Annotated in this window: 13 protein-coding genes; all 13 read right to left on the reverse strand. The window is 64.1% G+C overall.

Annotated features, from left to right (window positions below):
- Positions 1-38: 38 nt before the first annotated feature.
- Positions 39-1,385: an MFS transporter gene (locus tag ACZ1I5_RS07305; protein ID WP_465173044.1), complete on the reverse strand. Its 1,347-nt coding sequence runs from the start codon at positions 1,383-1,385 to the stop codon at positions 39-41.
- Positions 1,386-1,600: 215 nt separating this feature from the next.
- A complete protein-coding gene (locus tag ACZ1I5_RS07310; protein ID WP_465173045.1) occupies positions 1,601-4,372 on the reverse strand; it encodes a TonB-dependent receptor domain-containing protein in 2,772 nt (923 codons plus the stop codon).
- Between the two features lie 387 nt (positions 4,373-4,759).
- Complete coding sequence (gene folD / locus ACZ1I5_RS07315) at positions 4,760-5,641, reverse strand: bifunctional methylenetetrahydrofolate dehydrogenase/methenyltetrahydrofolate cyclohydrolase FolD (RefSeq protein WP_465173916.1); 882 nt, start codon at positions 5,639-5,641, stop codon at positions 4,760-4,762.
- 17 nt (positions 5,642-5,658) lie between these two features.
- On the reverse strand, positions 5,659-6,516 hold the full coding sequence (gene purU, locus ACZ1I5_RS07320; protein WP_465173046.1) for a formyltetrahydrofolate deformylase: 858 nt from the start codon (positions 6,514-6,516) through the stop codon (positions 5,659-5,661).
- Entirely contained in the window at positions 6,516-7,460 is a 945-nt protein-coding gene (locus tag ACZ1I5_RS07325) for a methylenetetrahydrofolate reductase (protein ID WP_465173047.1), read from the reverse strand. The genes purU and ACZ1I5_RS07325 overlap by 1 nt, the downstream gene beginning before the upstream one ends.
- A 9-nt stretch (positions 7,461-7,469) precedes the next feature.
- Positions 7,470-8,918, reverse strand: a complete 1,449-nt coding sequence (ahcY, locus tag ACZ1I5_RS07330) for an adenosylhomocysteinase (RefSeq protein ID WP_465173048.1) — start codon at positions 8,916-8,918, stop codon at positions 7,470-7,472.
- A gap of 34 nt (positions 8,919-8,952) precedes the next feature.
- Positions 8,953-10,167: a methionine adenosyltransferase gene (metK, locus tag ACZ1I5_RS07335; RefSeq protein WP_465173049.1), complete on the reverse strand. Its 1,215-nt coding sequence runs from the start codon at positions 10,165-10,167 to the stop codon at positions 8,953-8,955.
- 39 nt (positions 10,168-10,206) lie between these two features.
- Positions 10,207-11,460: a hypothetical protein gene (locus tag ACZ1I5_RS07340; protein WP_465173050.1), complete on the reverse strand. Its 1,254-nt coding sequence runs from the start codon at positions 11,458-11,460 to the stop codon at positions 10,207-10,209.
- Positions 11,461-11,724: 264 nt separating this feature from the next.
- Positions 11,725-12,663 (reverse strand): N-acetylglucosamine kinase, encoded by a 939-nt coding sequence (locus tag ACZ1I5_RS07345; protein WP_465173051.1) that lies wholly within the window; start codon positions 12,661-12,663, stop codon positions 11,725-11,727.
- 23 nt (positions 12,664-12,686) lie between these two features.
- Positions 12,687-13,826, reverse strand: coding sequence for an SIS domain-containing protein (locus ACZ1I5_RS07350; RefSeq protein ID WP_465173052.1), 1,140 nt, complete (start codon positions 13,824-13,826; stop codon positions 12,687-12,689).
- Complete coding sequence (locus ACZ1I5_RS07355; protein ID WP_465173053.1) at positions 13,819-15,102, reverse strand: D-tagatose-bisphosphate aldolase, class II, non-catalytic subunit; 1,284 nt, start codon at positions 15,100-15,102, stop codon at positions 13,819-13,821. The genes ACZ1I5_RS07350 and ACZ1I5_RS07355 overlap by 8 nt, the downstream gene beginning before the upstream one ends.
- 67 nt (positions 15,103-15,169) lie before the next feature.
- Positions 15,170-16,090 carry an EamA family transporter gene (locus tag ACZ1I5_RS07360; RefSeq protein WP_465173054.1) on the reverse strand — a complete coding sequence of 307 codons (921 nt, stop codon included), beginning with the start codon at positions 16,088-16,090 and terminating at the stop codon, positions 15,170-15,172.
- Positions 16,087-18,180, reverse strand: a complete 2,094-nt coding sequence (locus ACZ1I5_RS07365) for a glycoside hydrolase family 36 protein (RefSeq protein ID WP_465173055.1) — start codon at positions 18,178-18,180, stop codon at positions 16,087-16,089. Before ACZ1I5_RS07365 ends, ACZ1I5_RS07360 begins: the two co-directional genes overlap by 4 nt.
- Positions 18,181-18,298 lie beyond the last annotated feature (118 nt).

Below are 18,298 nucleotides of genomic sequence, written 5' to 3' on the forward strand. Positions count from 1 at the left end.
CGGCCGGTCAGGTGACTGACCGGCCGCGCTTTCGTAGCTCAGTGAAGCGCTTCGGCGCCCTGACCCGCCGATCCCGTGCCGGAGCGCCGCTGCGCGAGGAAGGCGGCGGCTGCCGGGATCAGCATCAGGCCACCGAACAACAGCATCACCCAGAATCGACCGAGCCCGGCCCCGATCGCATAGCCGCCCAGCAACGGCCCGATGATGCCTCCGACGCGTGAAAAGCCCATCATGATGCCGAGCCCGGCATTGCGCGTCGTCACGTCGTGATAATTGAGCGTGACCAGAACCAGCGAGGTATAGCTGCCGACGTTGAAGAAGCCGCACAGCGTCGATGCGCCGATCAATGCCCATGTGGCTCCAGTCGGGACCGCGCCGAGCAGCATGAACGCGGCGCTCATGGCAAGCAGGAAGATGACCGCGATGCGGACTTCACCGACCCGTCGCGCCAGGCTGCCCACGGTCAGATGTGCGATGATGCCCGCGCCGTACGTCGTCATCCCCGCAATGCCGTTCCAGGTCATGGTGAGCCCGCCGATGGCGAGGATCTGCGGTCGCCATCCGGCCATGAAGCCACCCGAGATGGTGAAGACGAATCCCGCCAGGCACAGCAGCCCGGTGCCGAACCACATGGCGCGCGGGATGATCGACACGCCAGTGCGCTTCGTCCTGGCGGTCGCCGCGACCTCGGGCAGGCTTGTCAGAACGGGCTTGCCGAGCCGGCGCATCAATGTGTTCAGCCGGTCGAGAGCGCCGGGCTTGCGCTGGCCCGCGAGGAAGGTCGGCGATTCGGCGAGCAGGAAGAGCGCGAGCACGAAGCTGAGCATGTTCAGCACAGCGGCGGCCATGAAGATCGAGCGCCAGCCATGGGGTTCGATCAGCAAGGCCGCGAGCGCGCCGCACAGCATGCCCCCCGCGGAATAGCCTGTATGGAGGATTCCGATGAAGAAATTCGAACGCTGGGCGTTGCTGAATTCGGAAACGGTGACGTTGAGGCAGACCACCAGCGCCCCCAGGCACATGCCGGTCAGCAATCGAAAGCTCATCAAGGCAACGATCGAGTGGCTGAGGGCGGTGGCGACGAGTAATCCGATCAGGATGCCGAGCAGCCACAACGTCAGCACGCGACGGCCGATGCGATCGGCAAAGGGCGAAATGAAGATCGAGCCGATGGCGATGCCGATCGGGGTTGCTGTGGAGGCCCAGCCGAACGCCTCGGTCGAAATCCCCCATTCCTTGATGAGCGACGGCGCGGCATAGGACAGCGTAACGACGTCGAGACCGTCCGCGGCATAGGTCAGCACGCAGATCGCCACGATGGCATATTGATACCATCCCATCGGCGATTGCTTGATGAGGTCGTTGGGCGTCCCGTCCTGGCTCATGCTGAGGGCCCTTCGCCTGCGAGGCGATATTGCAATCTGGCGATCTGTCGTCTCGGCATGCAAACCCTCGAATAATGTCAGCCCAATTCAGTAGTTACGAACGCCCGCTGCAATGTTCCAACGACACTGGACGGCTTCACTTTTTGGCGCCCCGATTGAAAGCCCGGCGCATTGCGGACGCCGGGTTTCCACTCTTTTTGGGGCGAAACGGCGGATCAGAAGCGCAACCTCACGCCGCCGACAAAATAACGGCCGATCTTGTCGTACATCTGCGAGTTGGACACGGTCGGCTGGACGATGTTGTTCGGGATGATCGGTGGCGCCGTATCCAGCAGATTGTCGATCTTGCCATAGACTTCGACATTCTCGGTGATCTTGTAGGAGGCGGACAGGTCGAGATAGGCGCGACCTTTCACATTGTTCTGGTCGGCTGGCAGATCGACGTCGTCGACGTAGATCGTGCGGAACTTGCCGCCGCCAATGTAGCGGACATACGCGCCCAGACGGATCGGTCCGCCAGTATAAGTCAGGTCGAAATTCGCCTTCCAGCGCGGCTGACCGCCCGGATCGGTGGCGAGGTCGCCGAGTGAACTGGTCGTGACGCCAGATGTGGTGAGAGAGAGCTTGTCGACATAGTTGATGAGCAGGCGCGAGCCGATTGAGCCGGTCGTCGAAAACCAGTCGACCGGACGGCGATAGGAGAGCTCAAAATCGATCCCGCTGGTTTCGACCGTCTGTGCGTTGATCAGTGTCGCCTGGATCGTCACGATCTGGTTCGAGGCGTTCTGAGTGATGAGCGGGCAGAACGACGCAATCTTCGCGATGAAGCAGTTGTTGACGATCGTCTGAGGCGGGACCGCGGTGATCGCGTTGTCGATCTTGATCGAATAATAGTCGATCGAGGCGTTGAAGCCGGGAATGAACGTCGGTTGCAGCACCACGCCGAATGCCTTGGTGTCCGCCTTTTCGGGATTGAGATCGCGGTTGCCGCCGGTAAGCTGCGTGGCGAAAGCCGCGACGTTCGTACGCGGGTCGTTGATCGTGTTGATCACCTGGTTCTGGCCCGAGAACAGTTCGTTGATGTTCGCGGCGCGGATGTCGCGAGATAATGTTCCGCGGAACCTGATGTCCTTGATCGGGGAATAGTTGAGGCCGACCTTCCAGGTGGTGACGCCGCCGCTCGAGCTATAGTCCGCGTAGCGCACCGCGCCGCTCACCTCGAGATCCTGGAGAAACGGTGTGTCCTTGGCCAGCGGCACGGCGGTCTCGGCATAGACTTCCGCGACATGGAGCTTGCCCGCGAAGGGCTGCTGGTTGATGGAGCGCCAGCCCGAGACCATCGAGACTGCATCGGAGATGCTCTTGATGCTCTCGTTGCGATATTCGCCCCCGACCGCGAGCTTGATGTCGCCGGCCCAGGTCTTCAGGGGCGACCCCGAAAAGTTCAGACCGACCGAATCCTGGCTCATCTTCGCGTCATAGAAGGAGGTGCCGCGATACCAGGCGAGTGCCTGCTGGCTGATCGAGCCCGCGCCGAACACGTTGATCGGCACGCAGGCCGGGTTGTCGTCAGCGGTGCTGGCATTGGCATTGATTCGGCATACCGGCTGCTGTGTCGTCGGGCTGATCACCGAATCGACACCCTGGAACCAGCGCGACTGGATGCGGTTGTTCTGGCTTTCCTGGCGGAACGTGTTCTCCGAGCGCTGGACGTGCAGGTCCCAGGACCAGGTGCCGATCTTGCCTTCGGCACCGGCGGCGTAACGCATCGCTCGCGCTTTACTGTTGTTCTGCGAATAGCCATCCTCGAGGTTCATGCGGCCGAAGGCAAACGAGTTGATCCCATTGGCGATCATCGTCGTACGGATTGAGGCAGGCAGGAACGCGTTATCGCGCTGGATCGTCAGCGTGCCGAGATCGTAGTTCGGCGCGAGATCCGACTTCACCTCGACGTGCGACCATAGCATGTCGGACCAGAGTGTGATGTTGTCGGAGACGTCGAAACTGACCCGCCCATAGCCCGAATAGCGCGTAATCGAGGGAAGGAGATTGCCCTCGTCCTCGATCGAGACACCCCCACCGCCCAGCATGAAGGTGGTGTTGACGGGCGTGCCATAGACGAAGGGCTGCGGGGTGCCGTTGATGCCGAATTGAGTGCCGTACAGCGGACTCGTTGCCGGCATTACGATAAGACCGCCGAAGGTCATGCGCGAGTAAAGGCCGTTATAGGCGACGTAATTCTTCGTCTGGCCGTTGGTGGCAGTATAGGTCGGGTTGTTGAACAGGATCGGGTTGCCGCGGCCCCACGGGCGTGTCGCCACCGTGGTCTGGCCGGTGTTGCGATAGAAGTCACCGGCCACCGTGACGTTGAGCCGGCCGTCGAGGAACGAATGGCCCGCAGCGCCTGAAATCACGGGGCGCTTGAAGTCATTATATCCCGAAATGCCGTAGGACGCGTCGATCTTGACTCCCTCCAGCCGCTTTTCGAGCGAAAAGTTGACCACGCCGGCAACCGCGTCGGAGCCGTAAGCCGCGGAGGCGCCGCCCGTCACCACTTCGACGCCCTTGATCAGCGACAATGGGAAAATATTGGTGTCTATTCCGCCGAACGGGCTGGTTGCCGCAAGGCGACGTCCGTCGAGCAGGAGCAACGTACGCGCACCGCCAAGCGCGCGAAGATCCGCGACGCTCTGGCCAACCGGCTCGCTCGACTTGCCGACGTTCTGATTGATGCGCAATTGCGGGATATCATAAGCCAGTTCGGCGACGCTGGTCAGTGCGCGATCCTCGATCTGAGCCTGGCCGATAGAAGTGACCGGTGTGGGGGCGGTGAACCCCGCGCCAAGGCGTGAGCCGGTGACGACAACCTCACCCTCGGCTGGCACGTCCTGTGCAGCTGGGTCCGCCTCCGCCTGGGGGGCGGGCACCGGCGTGGGACCGCTCTGGGCGAAGGCCGGAGCGGCGACGGCCGTGAGCATCAGCGCCATGGTCGCAAGGCTGGATCCACTGAGCCGCGCTGCAACCCGGCGGCGACCGGGAACCGACGATGAGTTCTGCATTCTGCCTCCCCTTATCGATGCGACCTTATGGCCGTTCATCATTTCACGCTGGCGCTTCGGTCATCTTCTGCCGGCGTCCGCGTGTTACGCAGTCCCCTGAATCATCATCCTGAAATGACGAATGGTAGTTGCTTATGACACATATGGACAGACCGGCAAGCACAAAATTCGACAGTGACAAACGACGTTTGCTATAATCGCCTCAGGTTGATCTATCGATCTTCGTGCCTGCGGGGGTGAGAGGGAGGGCATGAAGCCGGCCGCGCCCGAACAGCATTTGAGGCCAATGGATGCTCCATTGCGCGCTCTGCATGTTCAGGCCCATTCCTTCCGGTTCGCTGCCTTGACCGTATTGGTCAATAGGCACGCGATCGTCATCGGCCCCACACCGCCCGGCACCGGCGAGACCGCGCGAGCATGCTGGACTTCGTCAAACGCGACGTCGCCAACGAGCTTCGTCTTGCCGTCACGCTGGATAATTCGCGTGATGCCGACGTCGATAATGACGGCACCTTCCTTGATCCAGAAGCCGCGTACGAGCCGCGGGGCGCCCGCCGCTGCAATGACGATGTCGGCCTTGCGGACGATGTCGGGAAGGCCACGTGTCTCGATATGCGTGATCGTCACGGTCGCTTCGCGTTCGAGCAGCAGCATCGCGATCGGCTTTCCGACGATGTTCGACTTGCCGATCACCACGGCGTGAAGCCCGGTCAAATCGTCGAGTACACTGTCGAGCAGCATCATCACGCCGAGCGGCGTACAGGGGACGAGTCCGCCAGTCCCCGTCGAGAGACGCCCGACATTGACCGGGTGGAAGCCGTCCACGTCCTTGGCTGGATCGATCGCATCAAGGATCGCGCCTTCGTCGATATGCGCGGGGAGCGGCACCTGAACCAGGACACCGTGCAGCGTGGGATCGGCGTTGAGTTGTGTGATCAGTTCAAGAAGCCGGTCCTGTGGCGTATCAGCGGGGAGGCGATGTTCGGTTGAGGCGATGCCGACGCGTCGGCAAGCCTCCACCTTGCGAGCGACATAAACCTCGCTCGCGGGGTCGCTTCCGACGAGAACCACGGCGAGTCCTGGCGGGTGCCGGTGGCGCGCGACGATGGCTTGCACCGCGGCTTGAGTGTCCGCATCGAGCCTGTCGGCGATCGCACGTCCGTCGATGCGCTCGGCAGGGGCGCGAGGTCCGGTCATTCGCGACAAGCCCCGGCTCAATTGCGGAACACGACGGTTTTCGCGCCGTTGAGGAGCACGCGATCCTCGAGGTGCAGCTTTACCGCCCTGGAGAGCACGCGGCGTTCGATGTCGCGCCCCTTTGCCACCAGGTCGTCGGGCCGGTCCGCATGCGTGATCGTCTCTACATCCTGAGCGATAATCGGCCCTTCATCGAGGTCCGAAGTGACATAGTGCGCAGTGGCACCGATCATCTTCACGCCCCGGGCATAGGCCTGATGATAGGGTTTGGCCCCCTTGAAGCCCGGCAGGAAGCTGTGGTGGATGTTGATGCAACGACCGGAGAGATAAGCCGCCATCCGGTTCGACAGGATCTGCATGTAGCGCGCCAAGATGATCAGTTCGGCACCGGTTTTCTCGATAAGGGCCTGGAGTTGGGCTTCCTGGTCCGATTTCGTCGCGGTCGTGACCGGCAGATGGTAAAAGGGCAGGTCATCGAGAAGGGGTGTCGCCAACGCCTCGCGTGGATGATTGGAAGCCACGCCGACCACTGTCATCGCGAGATCGCCGGTTCGCAGGCGATACAGCAGATCGACCAGACAATGGTCGGGCCGGGAAACGAGGATAAGGACGCGCCGACGCTCAGCCCGAGCGCGCATCTGCCAGTCGATCGCGAACCTGGCGGCGAGGGGCTGGAATCGCTCGCGCACCTGTTCGAACGGTGCTCGCCCGTCCAGCGCAAATTCGACGCGCATGAAGAAACGTCCGGTCTCGGCGTCCTCGAACTGCTGAGCCTCGAGGATATTGCCGCCGCACTCGGTGAGATAGGTCGAGATCGCGGCAACGATCCCGGGCCTGTCAGTGCAGGAGAGCGTGAGGAGATAGGAGTCGGTCATCACTGGTCCAGCGCCTGAAAGCCCCATTCGGAATCGCGCAGCCGGAAGCGCCCCGCGGCGATCGCCCCCATCCAACGCGCGGTGCGGTCCAGCCCGCCAAAGGGGAATAGATGGAAACCCAGCGGCTGGAGATCGTGGAACGCCGCGGTCTCCGCCAGATCGCGGATGATGGGATCGGGCGCGGCGTCGCTGAGCAGCCGTGCTATCGAAGCCCCCCGCGAGACGATCGCCTTGGTAGAGGTGCCTACCCCGCAGATCGCGGCGTAACGAAGCAGTGTACGAACGCCCGCTGGTCCGGCGAGCCCGACCCGAACGGTAGTTTCGGCATGGCGTGCGCGAAAATCGTCCATCCAGGTCAAAATCGGACGGGCGTCGAAGCAGAACTGGGTAATGACGCCGGCAGTCATCCCGAGCCCGTGGATCGCCGCGATCTTGGCATCCAGAGTCGCGCGCAACACCGCGTGTTCCACCTTTGGATGACCTTCGGGATAACCTCCGAGCCAGATATGGCGCAGTCCGGGCTGCGCGAAGGCCGGGCTGCGGATCAGCGCGGTGCTATCCCCGAAGGGGCCCACCGCCTGCTTCACATCGCCGCTGATTACCAGCAATTGGGCGACGCCGGCGGCGCACAGCCGACCCAGGAGCCGCTCAAGCTGCGCTGTGTCGTTGATCATCCGCGCGGCGATGTGCGGGATGGGATCGAAGCCGGCGTCGCGCAGACGGCGGGCGGTTCCGACCCGATCGTCGTCGCTGTCCTGCGGCAGCCACGTGACCGATATCTGCGTTCCGGGTGGCAGTAGCGCGATCGCCGCATCTACACCCTTGGCATCGCGCGCGGAGACCTCATAGGAGGCCTCGCGCGCGAGATCGATAATGCGTTCGCGCACGATCGTCGCCGGATCACTGGGCAGGCCGGCGCTGGGCACCGTGAGCGAGCTTTCCATCGTTTCGGTTCAGTAGCGGTAATGATCGGGTTTGAACGGGCCCTCGACGGGCACGCCGATATAGCCGGCCTGCTTTGCGGTGAGCGTCGACAGCTTCACGCCGAGCTTTTCGAGGTGCAGCGCCGCGACCTTCTCGTCGAGATGCTTCGGCAGGACGTACACGTCGTTCTTGTAGTTCTCGCCCTTGGTGAAGAGCTCGATCTGCGCCAGCGTCTGGTTGGTGAAGCTGGCCGACATGACGAACGACGGGTGGCCGGTCGCGCAGCCCAGATTCACCAGGCGGCCCTTGGCCAGCACGATGATCTGCTTGCCGTCCGGGAACTTCACCAGGTCGGTGCCCGGCTTCACTTCGGTCCACTCGTAATTGCTGAGCGCCGCGATCTGGATCTCGCTGTCGAAATGGCCGATGTTGCACACGATCGACATCGGCTTCATCGCCTTCATGTGATCGGCGGTGATGACGTCGGCATTGCCGGTCGCGGTCACGAAGATGTCCGAGCGGGTGACAGCCTCTTCCATCGTCACGACCTCGAAGCCCTCCATCGCTGCCTGCAGCGCGCAGATCGGGTCGACTTCAGTCACCATCACGCGCGCGCCGCCGTTGCGGAGCGACTGGGCCGAGCCCTTGCCGACGTCACCGAAGCCGGCGACGGTCGCGACCTTGCCGGCGAGCATCACGTCGGTGGCACGGCGGATCGCGTCGACCAGCGATTCCTTGCAGCCATAGAGGTTGTCGAACTTCGACTTGGTCACGCTGTCGTTCACGTTGATCGCCGGGAAGGGCAGTTCACCCTTCTTCGCGATCTCGTACAGGCGGTGAACGCCGGTGGTGGTCTCTTCCGAGACGCCCTTCAGGTTCTTGACCGTCTCGGTCAGGTAACCGGGATATTTGGCAAGGAACGCCTTCAGCGCGCGCTGGAACTCGACTTCCTCCTCATTCTCGGGCTCGCCCAGCGTGTGGCCGGCCTCGATCTTCGCACCCCAGAGTGCGAACATGGTGGCGTCGCCGCCATCGTCGAGGATGATGTTGGCGGTGGTGGCGCCCCCATTTTCTTTGGCGGTGCCGGCGCCCCAGTTGAAGATGTCGCCGACATAGTCCCAATAGTCGGCCAGGCTCTCGCCCTTCACGGCGAACACCGGCACGCCGGTCGCGGCGATCGCGGCGGCGGCATGGTCCTGGGTGGAGAAGATGTTGCAGGTCGCCCAGCGGACATCGGCGCCGAGCGCGGTCAGCGTCTCGATCAGCACCGCGGTCTGGATCGTCATGTGCAGCGAGCCCGTGATGCGCGCGCCCTTCAGCGGCTGCGATGCACCGAACTCCTCGCGCAGCGACATGAGACCGGGCATTTCGGTCTCGGCGATGTTGATCTCCTTGCGGCCGAAATCGGCGAGATCGATGTCGGCAACGACATAGTCTTGGGTGACAGGCGTGGGGGCGGTATCGAGCGTGAGGGTCATGATGAGGTCCGTGACATGAAGGGGAGGAAGCCGGTCAGGCGATGGCAGCCTTGAGGTCGTCGATCAGGTCGGTGCGTTCCCAGGGGAACAGATCGCCCTCCGGCGCGCGGCCGAAATGGCCATAGGCAGCGGTCTTGCGATAGATCGGCTTGTTCAGGCTCAGATAGGTGCGGATGCCGCGCGGGGTGAGCCCGCCGAGCTTCGCGATGCCGCCGATCGCCGCTTCGAGCGCCCGGTCGCTGACGGTGCCGGTGCCATGCGTGTCGACATAAAGCGACAGCGGCTTCGACACGCCGATCGCGTAAGCGAGCTGGATCGTGCAGCGCGTGGCGAGACCGGCGGCAACGATGTTCTTGGCGAGATAACGCGTGATATAGGCGGCGGACCGATCGACCTTGGTCGGATCCTTGCCGCTGAACGCGCCGCCGCCATGTGGCGCCGCACCGCCATAGGTGTCGACGATGATCTTGCGGCCGGTAAGCCCGGCATCGCCGTCCGGCCCGCCGATCTCGAAGCTGCCGGTCGGGTTGATGTGATATTCGGTCGCATCGGACAACAAGGCGGCGGGCAATATCTCGGCCACGACCGAGCGGACATAGCTCTTGAGCTCCGCTTCCTTCGCGCCGCTGTCATAACCCGGTGCGTGCTGGGTCGACACGACGATCGCGGTCGCGGCCAGGGGCTTGCCGTTCTCGTCGAACCGCAGCGTCACCTGGCTCTTGGCATCCGGCTCGAGGAACGCCGCCGTGCCGGCATGGCGGTCGGCTGCCATGCGCTCGAGGATCTTGTGGCTGTAATAGAGTGTCGCCGGCATCAGATCGGGCGTCTCGTCGCAGGCGAAGCCGAACATTATGCCCTGGTCGCCCGCGCCTTCATCCTTGTTGCCGCTCGCATCCACGCCCTGGGCGATGTGCGCCGACTGACCGTGCAGCTTGTTGTAGAAGGTCAGCGTCTCCCAGTGGAAACCTTCCTGCTCATAGCCGATCTCGCGAACCGTATTGCGCACCGTCTGCTCGATCTCCTCGAGCGCGCCGGGTGCCCATTGGCCGTCCTCATAGACGCCCTTGCAGCGGATCTCGCCCGCCAGCACGATCAATTGGGTGGTCGTCAGCGTCTCGCACCCGATCCGCGCTTCGGGATCCTTGGACAGGAACAGATCGACGATCGCGTCGCTGATCTGGTCGGAGACCTTGTCGGGATGGCCTTCGGAAACGGATTCGGACGTGAACAGGAAATCATTGCGGGCCATGTGGCTCCCCTTCTTTCGATAAAATCGCAGGTGGCGGCGTCAGGCCGCGCGCGGATTGCGGACGATGACGTAGCTTTCGTCGTTGAACCAAAGCTCGCCATTCTTCCGGAGCACTTTCCGCGTCGCCTCGAGATAGGCGGAGTTGCTCATCGCCTCTGACAGGCGTTCATCGTCGATCTGGGCGACATAGGTTGCGGCATTCCAGGCGGCGAGCAGAGTCGAGGTGCCGATCGACGCTCGCTCGCTATCGAGTTCGTCGGGCAAGGTGTGCATCTCGTATCTGAAGAGCGCTTCCGACGTCGGCAGGGCATCGAACCGAAAGTCGCGCGCTTCATCGCCCATCGCCTTGCGCGTCGCATCGAGCAAGGCGTGGCGGGACATGGTAAAGGGATCTTCGGCGGGCCAGACGAGCTGAATGATGTCCAGTCCCGGATCATTGCCGGCGGAATGGATGCCAAGAAGTCTGCCGTCCTGCCGAAGGGCGCGGGCGAGCGGGGCCAGCACTCGCTTCGCCTTGAATTCGGTGGAGGCGCTGAGACGGAAGGGCTGGCTCGCCACGACCAGGTCGTAGCTGGCGACCGGCTCGTCCCGTTTGGGGATCACATCCTCCAGCATGAAGGCGCAATCCTCGCGGTAGAGGATCAATGTCGCTGGTGTTTCCGGGATGAGACTGCCTGTCTTTTCCGAAACGCGGGTGCGCCAGTTCTGAGCGAGGAACGGCTGCAGTTCCAGGATCTGGCGCTCGAACTCGGCCGTGGTGGTGCCCTTGAGGGCTACTGCCTGCCAGGTCATGCGTTCCCGCACTTCAGGCTTCGCTGGTACCAGGTGCGGCGCCTCAGCATAGGAAATATTGGTGAGCGCCAGAACGGTCTCCGGATGCTCGAAGAAGCGGTCCGGCATCTTGTCCAGGGTCAGGCGGACGTCCTCAAGGCTGATCTCCTTGCCGGCGATCAGGAATGGAAAACGCGGGAAAGCCTCGTGCATCGAGCGCATCACCCGGGCGAGGACCGTACCGTCGCCCATACCGGCATCGAAGAAGCGCACGGCCGGCGGGACGGGCTTCAGCTTCTTGAGCTCACGGGCGACGCGTTCAGCCACTACCCACTTTTCAGAGCAGGTGTTCACGAACATCAGATATTTCTGTCGGTTGTCGTAGAAGCGGAAATTCGGCTCTTGCGAGCTTTCCGCGGTCGTTGTTGCGTCAGCGATCTCGTCGGTGCGCTGCAGGTCGTCGCTTTTCATCGCCATCGCCTCATTCCTTATGGCGGGCCAGTTCTGTGCCAGCCGGGCCATCTGAGGGGCGAGATGTTCCGGAGCGGTGGCTGCCGTAAACCACAATCGATCCCACCGGAGCGTGGGACCCCGCCCACCCGGCGGGCGACGGGAGGATGAAGGGCCTAAACCGGCACATATTCGAGACCCGCAGAAATCTGCGGCTTTCGCAACTATCTAATCTTGTCCAAGCGACGTCAAAGAGGGAACTAGGTCACAAATCTGGACACAAAGGTTTCCATCGATCAGGCGCCGTCGTGTCTATATCCCGCTATTTAACTACCCCTACGGGCGGTTCCCGAGTCTTCCTACGCCTCGGCTATGCGCCAACCGTTCGGCATACAGGGCGGCGCCATAGCCCGGTGCGTGAAGTGGGTCAGCCAGCGCGAAGCGGCCGGTTTCGCTGACGATCCGTATGAACGCGTTCCGGACCAGGGGCTCCCGCGACAAGACGCCGCCCGACCAGGACAGCGGCACCCTGACATCGGGCGGAAAACCCAGCACATCGCGCAAGGCAATCGCCAGCGCCGCGAGTTCATGGGCGGCTGCCACCAGGATTGCGTTGGCGCCGCTATCGCCGTCGGCGGCCGCGCCCGACACCAAACCCGCCAGACCGGCCACCTCGCCACGGCTCATCGCCGCCGGCCCCATGATACGCTGGCAAAGGTCAAGATCGTCGTCGAGCGCCAGCGCCTCGACGATCCGGCCGTACAACAGGTCCTTCGCCGCGCGGCCGTCGCTCATGCGCGAAAATAGCGCGAGGCCTTGAACCGCGATCCAATAGGCCGAACCTTCGTCGCCGAATACTTCGCCCCAACCGCCCGCGCGCGCCGCTTTGCCCTGCCGTTCCCCATAGGCGATCGAGCCCGTGCCCGCGACGATGTTGATCCCATCCTGGCAGCCGAGCGAGCCCGCCCAGCCGCACACCATGTCGTTCCCGCAGGCGTAGCGCTCATGGCCGAGCAGGCGGCCACAGGCCGCATGAAGCTGTGGGTCGACGACCTTGTCTTCGCCATAGGCAGGCAGGCCAAAAAAAACGAAGCTGAGCGCGTCGGGTAGAATCTCGAGCTGACCGCAAATCGCGGCGATGCCTTGTTTGAGCCGTGCCAGCGCCTCGTCCATCCCGACCTCGATATGATAGGTCGTACCGGTCACCGCGCGCGCGACCATCGCGCCGGCGGCGTCAATGCAGACGAATTCGGTCTTGGTCCCGCCGCCGTCCACGCCCAGAAAATATGCGGCGTCGGTCATGCTTGCGCGGCGTAGATCCGCACGCCCTGTACGACGCGGTTGACGGTGCCGCTGGCATTGGGACGGTCGGGAGCGAGGCCCTGCGCGAGCGAGACGTGCAGGCCGAACATTTGCGCCGGCACGATGAACGGAAAGAGCAGATCGGCATCGACCGCATCGGCCATGCCGGCGACCGTGATGTCCGCGCCGTCGCCGGGCTGAGCGGAGATCACCGCAAGCGCGCCGCAATGGCCGTCGCTGCGCAGTTCCTCGACGATGTCGAGATCGTAGCGGCGCGTGAGCGGATCGTTGGAGACGAACACCACGGCGAGCGTGTCGGCATCGACGATCGTCTTGGGCCCGTGGCGGAAGCCGAGCGCGGTGTCGAACGCGGTGACGACCGCGCCGTCACTCAGTTCCATCAATTTGAGCGCGGCCTCGCGGGCGAGGCCCTTGAATACGCCGCTGCCGAGATAGACGACGCGCTTGAACCCACGCGTTGCAAGGTCGGCGACAAGGGGCTCGCACCGCGTGAGCACGTCCTCCACCGCCGCCGCGATCGCGGGTCCGCGCGCATCGACCGCCTCGATCCCGCCGAGGATGGACAACGCCGCCAGCATCATCGCGCTGAAGCTCGAGGTCATGGCGAAACCGCGATCGTGCGTCGCCTCCGGCAATACCACGACGCAGGTGTTGTTCTCGGCGCGCCTGGCCAGATCGCCTTCGACATTGCAGGTCACGATGAGATGATAGGTTTCGGCCACTATCGCCTCGACCAGGTCGACCGCGGCGACGCTCTCCGGGCTGCTGCCCGAGCGGCCGAACGACACCAGCAGCGTCGGCGCTTCTGGGCGCAAGTACAGCGATGGCGCGCTGACGATGTCGGTGGTGGCGATCGCCTCGACCGGGCGATCGAGCACGCCCGAGAGCCAGGGCGCGAGGCACTCTCCGATGAACGCCGAGGTTCCCGCGCCGGTCAGCACGATGCGGAGATCGGGCCGGGCAAGCAAAGGGGTGACGAACGCTTCGATCTCGGCCTTCCGGTCGCGCAGCAGCGCCTGGGTGGCGCGGAGCGTCTCAGGCTGCTGGTCGATTTCGCGACGAGTCCAGGACGTGCCGAGGCCGTCGGCCTCGGGGGCGAGCAGGGTATCAGGCATTGGGAAAGCAAGCTCCATGATAGGCGTCGAGCGTGGCGGCGATATGCGCCATGGTCAGCGCCGCCGGGTCGAGTGTCGTATGGCCGGCGCGTACCGCGGCGTAGGCGAGCGGCAGATACTGGCTGACCAGCGCCAGCGGGGGCGGTGTCCGGCGCAGATTGGCGAACAGCGCCTCCTGCGCCGCGGCGATCTCCGGATCGGGCCAGTAATAGCGGATCCGGTCGGACAGGCTGTATTGCAGCTGGAGATCGAGCGCCGCGTCGGTGGCATGGTAATATTTCCGCCAATGCTTCGGCGCTGCGTGCATGCGGGACACGGTAACGGCGCGCAACGCAGCGCGGTCGCCGGCGGGAATCGTCTCCGCCTCGATCGCGTCGAGCGCCCAGAGCGCCTCGCGCAACGCGAAAGTAACCCCGGGACCAACCTTCAGGATCGCATAATGATCGCGTACCAGGGCGGCGAGCGCGTCGGGTGTCTGGTAATCGGTGGAATGCGCCTCGAACACGATATGGTCGAACTGCTCGATCGCATGGCTCAGCGCGGTGGCGCGCTCAGGCCGGTAATCGACCACCTTGTCGTGGTCGAACTCGACACCGGGCTGCACGACTGTGGCAATGACGCGGTCCCAGGCGCTCTCCAGGCCGGATGCGCGAAACAAGTCCTGATGCATGCCGATCGTCGCGATCGCCGCTTCAGGGGCGGTGACGGCCAGGTCGCCGAGATCCTCCGCGGCACCGCCCGGAACCGGTACTTCGGTGCCGATAACATAGACCGGCGCGTCGGCCGGATCGCCGTCGAACGCGTCCTCGGCAGCGCGGCACAGCCGTGCCGCGCGCTCGGCAATGGTTCTTTCGGGCAGCGGCACGGGATCGTCGGCGCAACTCATCGAGCAGTCGAGATGGATCTTGCGGAATCCCGCGCGGACATAATCCGCAACCATCACTTCTGCCTTGTCCAGCGCCTCGGCGGCCGGCGCGGCTACCCATGCATTGGGGCCGAGATGGTCGCCGCCGAGCACGAGGCGATCCGTCGGGAATCCGACCGCGGTTGCGATTGCCCGGACGAAATCGCGGTAGTCGGCCGGGACCATGCCGGTGTAGCCGCCGTCCTGGTTGACCTGGTTCGAGGTGGCTTCGATCAATGCGATCGGCTGGCCGGTGACGAGCGCGTGGCGCAACGTTGCCTCGATCACCAATGGGTGCGCCGAACAGACCGAGGTCACGCCGATCCGCTCGCCGGCCTTGTGCCGAAGCACCATCTCTAGAATCGCCTGCACATCGGCTCCTTCGGAAGGCCTTTATCGCGGCGTCCGGATAAAAGCAACGAAACGAAATATAACGAAACTAATTTGTTTCGACAATGGCGTCCGGATCCTTCGCGTCGGGCTCGATCGCCAGCAGCAGCGAGGCGACGAGCGCGAGCAGGATGCCGATCGTCTTGAGGGGGCCAGGCACCACGCCGAGAATCACCAGCGACAGCAAGGCAGTGGCCAGCGGCGCGCCGGCATTGGCGAGCGGGGCGACGATGATTGCCTTGCCGTAGCGAAACGCGAAGACGAGCGTCAGCGCGCCGATCGCGTTGAGCACCTGGATCAGCGCGGCGAGCCACGGACCATCCAGTCCCCAGTTGATCGGCTGGCCCCAGTCCGTCATCGCCCAGGCCACCGGGATCAGCACCAGCCCGGAGAGCGTCATGTAGACGAAGATGCTTTCGCCCGACATGACGTGATTGGCTGCCTTCATGAAATAGGCCTGGACGCCCCAGCACAGCATCACGATCATCGCCGGTATGAGCCAGGCGGCCGATGCGCCGCCTCCGCTGCCCGGCGCGAAATCGAAGGTCGGCAGCGCGAGCAGCGCGAGCAGGATACCGAACGCGCCCAGTCGCCCGGTGCGTTCGCGCATCAGCACGAACGACAAGGCGATCGTCACGATCGGCGACAGTGAAATGATCGGAAAGATGAGATAGGCCGGCCCGCGCGCGACGGCGTAGAACAACACCATCTGGCCGCCGGCGCCGAGCAGCCCGATCGCCAGACCATAGCCGATCGCGCGTGGCGAGGCGTCGAGCCGCCAGCCGGCCAGCCCCAGCACCACCAGCGCGGGCGGAATCATCGTCAGTGCCCAGACGCAATAGACCAGGGTCTCCGGAAAGCCGTGCTGAGCGGAAAGACCGGAAAATGCGCCCCATATTCCCCAGAGGATGACGGTTGCCAACGCGTTGATCAGCCAGGCGCGACCCGACGGCACAACCGCCCCACTCATGCCTTGTCTTCCCGCGCCGGGCTGGCCCGAACGAGCAGGAAGTGCCGGAAGCTCGCCTGGAGGCTGTTGCGTGCCGCGGTGGCGGTCCCGAGCGGGCTGCCGGTAAAACCGTCCGTGAGGACATAGCGCCCGGTGCCGAGGCCACGCAGCGTGAGCGGGCCATCCCATTTCTCGGCATAGAAGGCGTAATGCATCACGCCGTCACGTTCGATCGCGTGCGCTTCCGGCTTGTCGAAACCGATATCGTAGAGATCGCCGAGATAGCGGCCTTTGGAGAGCATGTTGGCGCGGTACAGATCGATCCACTTGCGCCACAGCGCTTCCTTCTCCGCGGTGAGCAGATAGCCGCCGGGCGGCAGAGGATCAGTGGGATTGGGCACGTCCTTCGGCCAGGTAAATTTGGTCGAAGGGATCGCGCCGATCCCGTAGGTGGAGGCGAAATCGTCGCGCCCGTCGCTCAATTCGACATGGTCGCCGGAAAAGGGCGCGGACGGTCCCATCAGCGCCTTGAACGTCTTGCCCTTCAGCCGGACCTGCCATGATGAGGTGGGGTCGGACGCCGGCGTGTTGTTCATCGCCGGAATGTTGTGGAAGGCGAAGCTGTCGCCGCACGGACATATCTCGATCACCGCTTGCGGGTTGATGGCGATCGCCTCGTCATAAACCGCCTTCCAGAAATCCTGCAGTTTCTCGAACGATTCCTCGGGTCGCGCATGGTTGTGCGCGGGGTTGTAACAGGGCGCGACACCGTTCAGGTGCTGCCCGTCGAGCTTCAGCCCCTCAAAGCCCCAGTCGCCGATGATGCGGCGTACCTGCGCGCGGAAGAACTCGACCGTCGGCGGATAGGCCGGACACATGGTGAAAGCGCTCCACCAGCTGACATTCTGCGCGGCGCCGTCGCGGTCGAGAATCAGCATGTCAGGATGGTCGCGCAGAAGATCAGTGCCGGGATCGACCGCGAGCGGGGCCAGCCACAGGCGCGGACGCATGCCGTCGGCCTTGATACGGTCAGCGAACGCCTTCATGTCCGCGTCGCCGCGCGGGAATTTCCGGCGATCCAGTTTCCAGTCACCCTCCGATGTCTGCCAGCCGTCGTCGAGGACCGCCCATTCGAAGCCCAATTCCCTGGCTTTGGGCAGTGTGCCGTACACCTGTTCGGGGGTGAAATTGCGCTCATAGCCCCAAGCGCACCAGATCGGACCATAGCTCGATTCGGGGATGGCGGGGGCGGCGAGGCCGCGCTCGGCCATGATGCGGCGATAGGCGTCGAGAGGGCGAAAATGGTCACCGCCATGCGCCATCAGAAAGGCGGTCGGCAGGGCCAGCGTGGCGCCGGGCGCAAGCAAGGCTGGTTCGTCGCCCGAGAGCCCGATGCGCGTCCCATCCGGTTGCGCCGCGACGGGCAGCGAGATCAGCCGCGGCACCGGTTCGATATGGCCGACCGCGAGGCCGACATCGCGCCGCCACACCACCGCGACCGGGGTGCCGCCGCCATAGTCGGAACCGTTCATGCCCATGAAGTTGCGCTGTTCGAACCCGGGCGCGACCTTCTGCACCCAGTCGCGGCGATCGGGATAGGAAGCGCCGGCGAAGGTCCATGCGCCCGCCGGGTCCGCCAGCAGGTCATGCGTGGCGACGCGCCAGCCGACGGCCGCCAGCGGCAGGTCTCCGGTGTTGCGATAGCGCAGCTCGTACAGGGCGAGGCCGGGATAATGATCGAGGAAAATGATATCGAGCAACTGCTCCACCGCGCCGCTGGCGGTCGCGCGCAGTCGATGCCGCCGGCCCGGGCCGTGCGGGCCGGATATCGACGTCTCTTCATGGTCGAGCAGCAGGAAGCGATCCAGCGGGCGATGACCGGCGAGGAACAATGCCTCGCCGGCTGCCATCGGCGTCACCGGCTTGCCGCCATAGGATAGGCGCGACCGCATCGCGGCATCGAACTCGATCGTCAGCGTGCCGTCCGACAGCGTCACGCCTGCGGGTGTGGCGGCCCATGTGCGCCCCGTCAGCGCCGGGGCGGACACCAGGGCAGCGCCGGCCATCAGGCGGCCGAGCAGGCCGCGGCGATCGACGAGGTTGGACAGCATGACGAAGGGCTCCCCTGATATCGGCTGGCATCGCAAACGCGCAGCCTTGGAGAAAGATGTTGCACGAACCGCAGCGGCGGCGCAAACCATATTCGCAATTTTATTGATCGTTTTCTTT

It is taken from the genome of Sphingomonas sp. BL-S-30 (assembly GCF_055521475.1).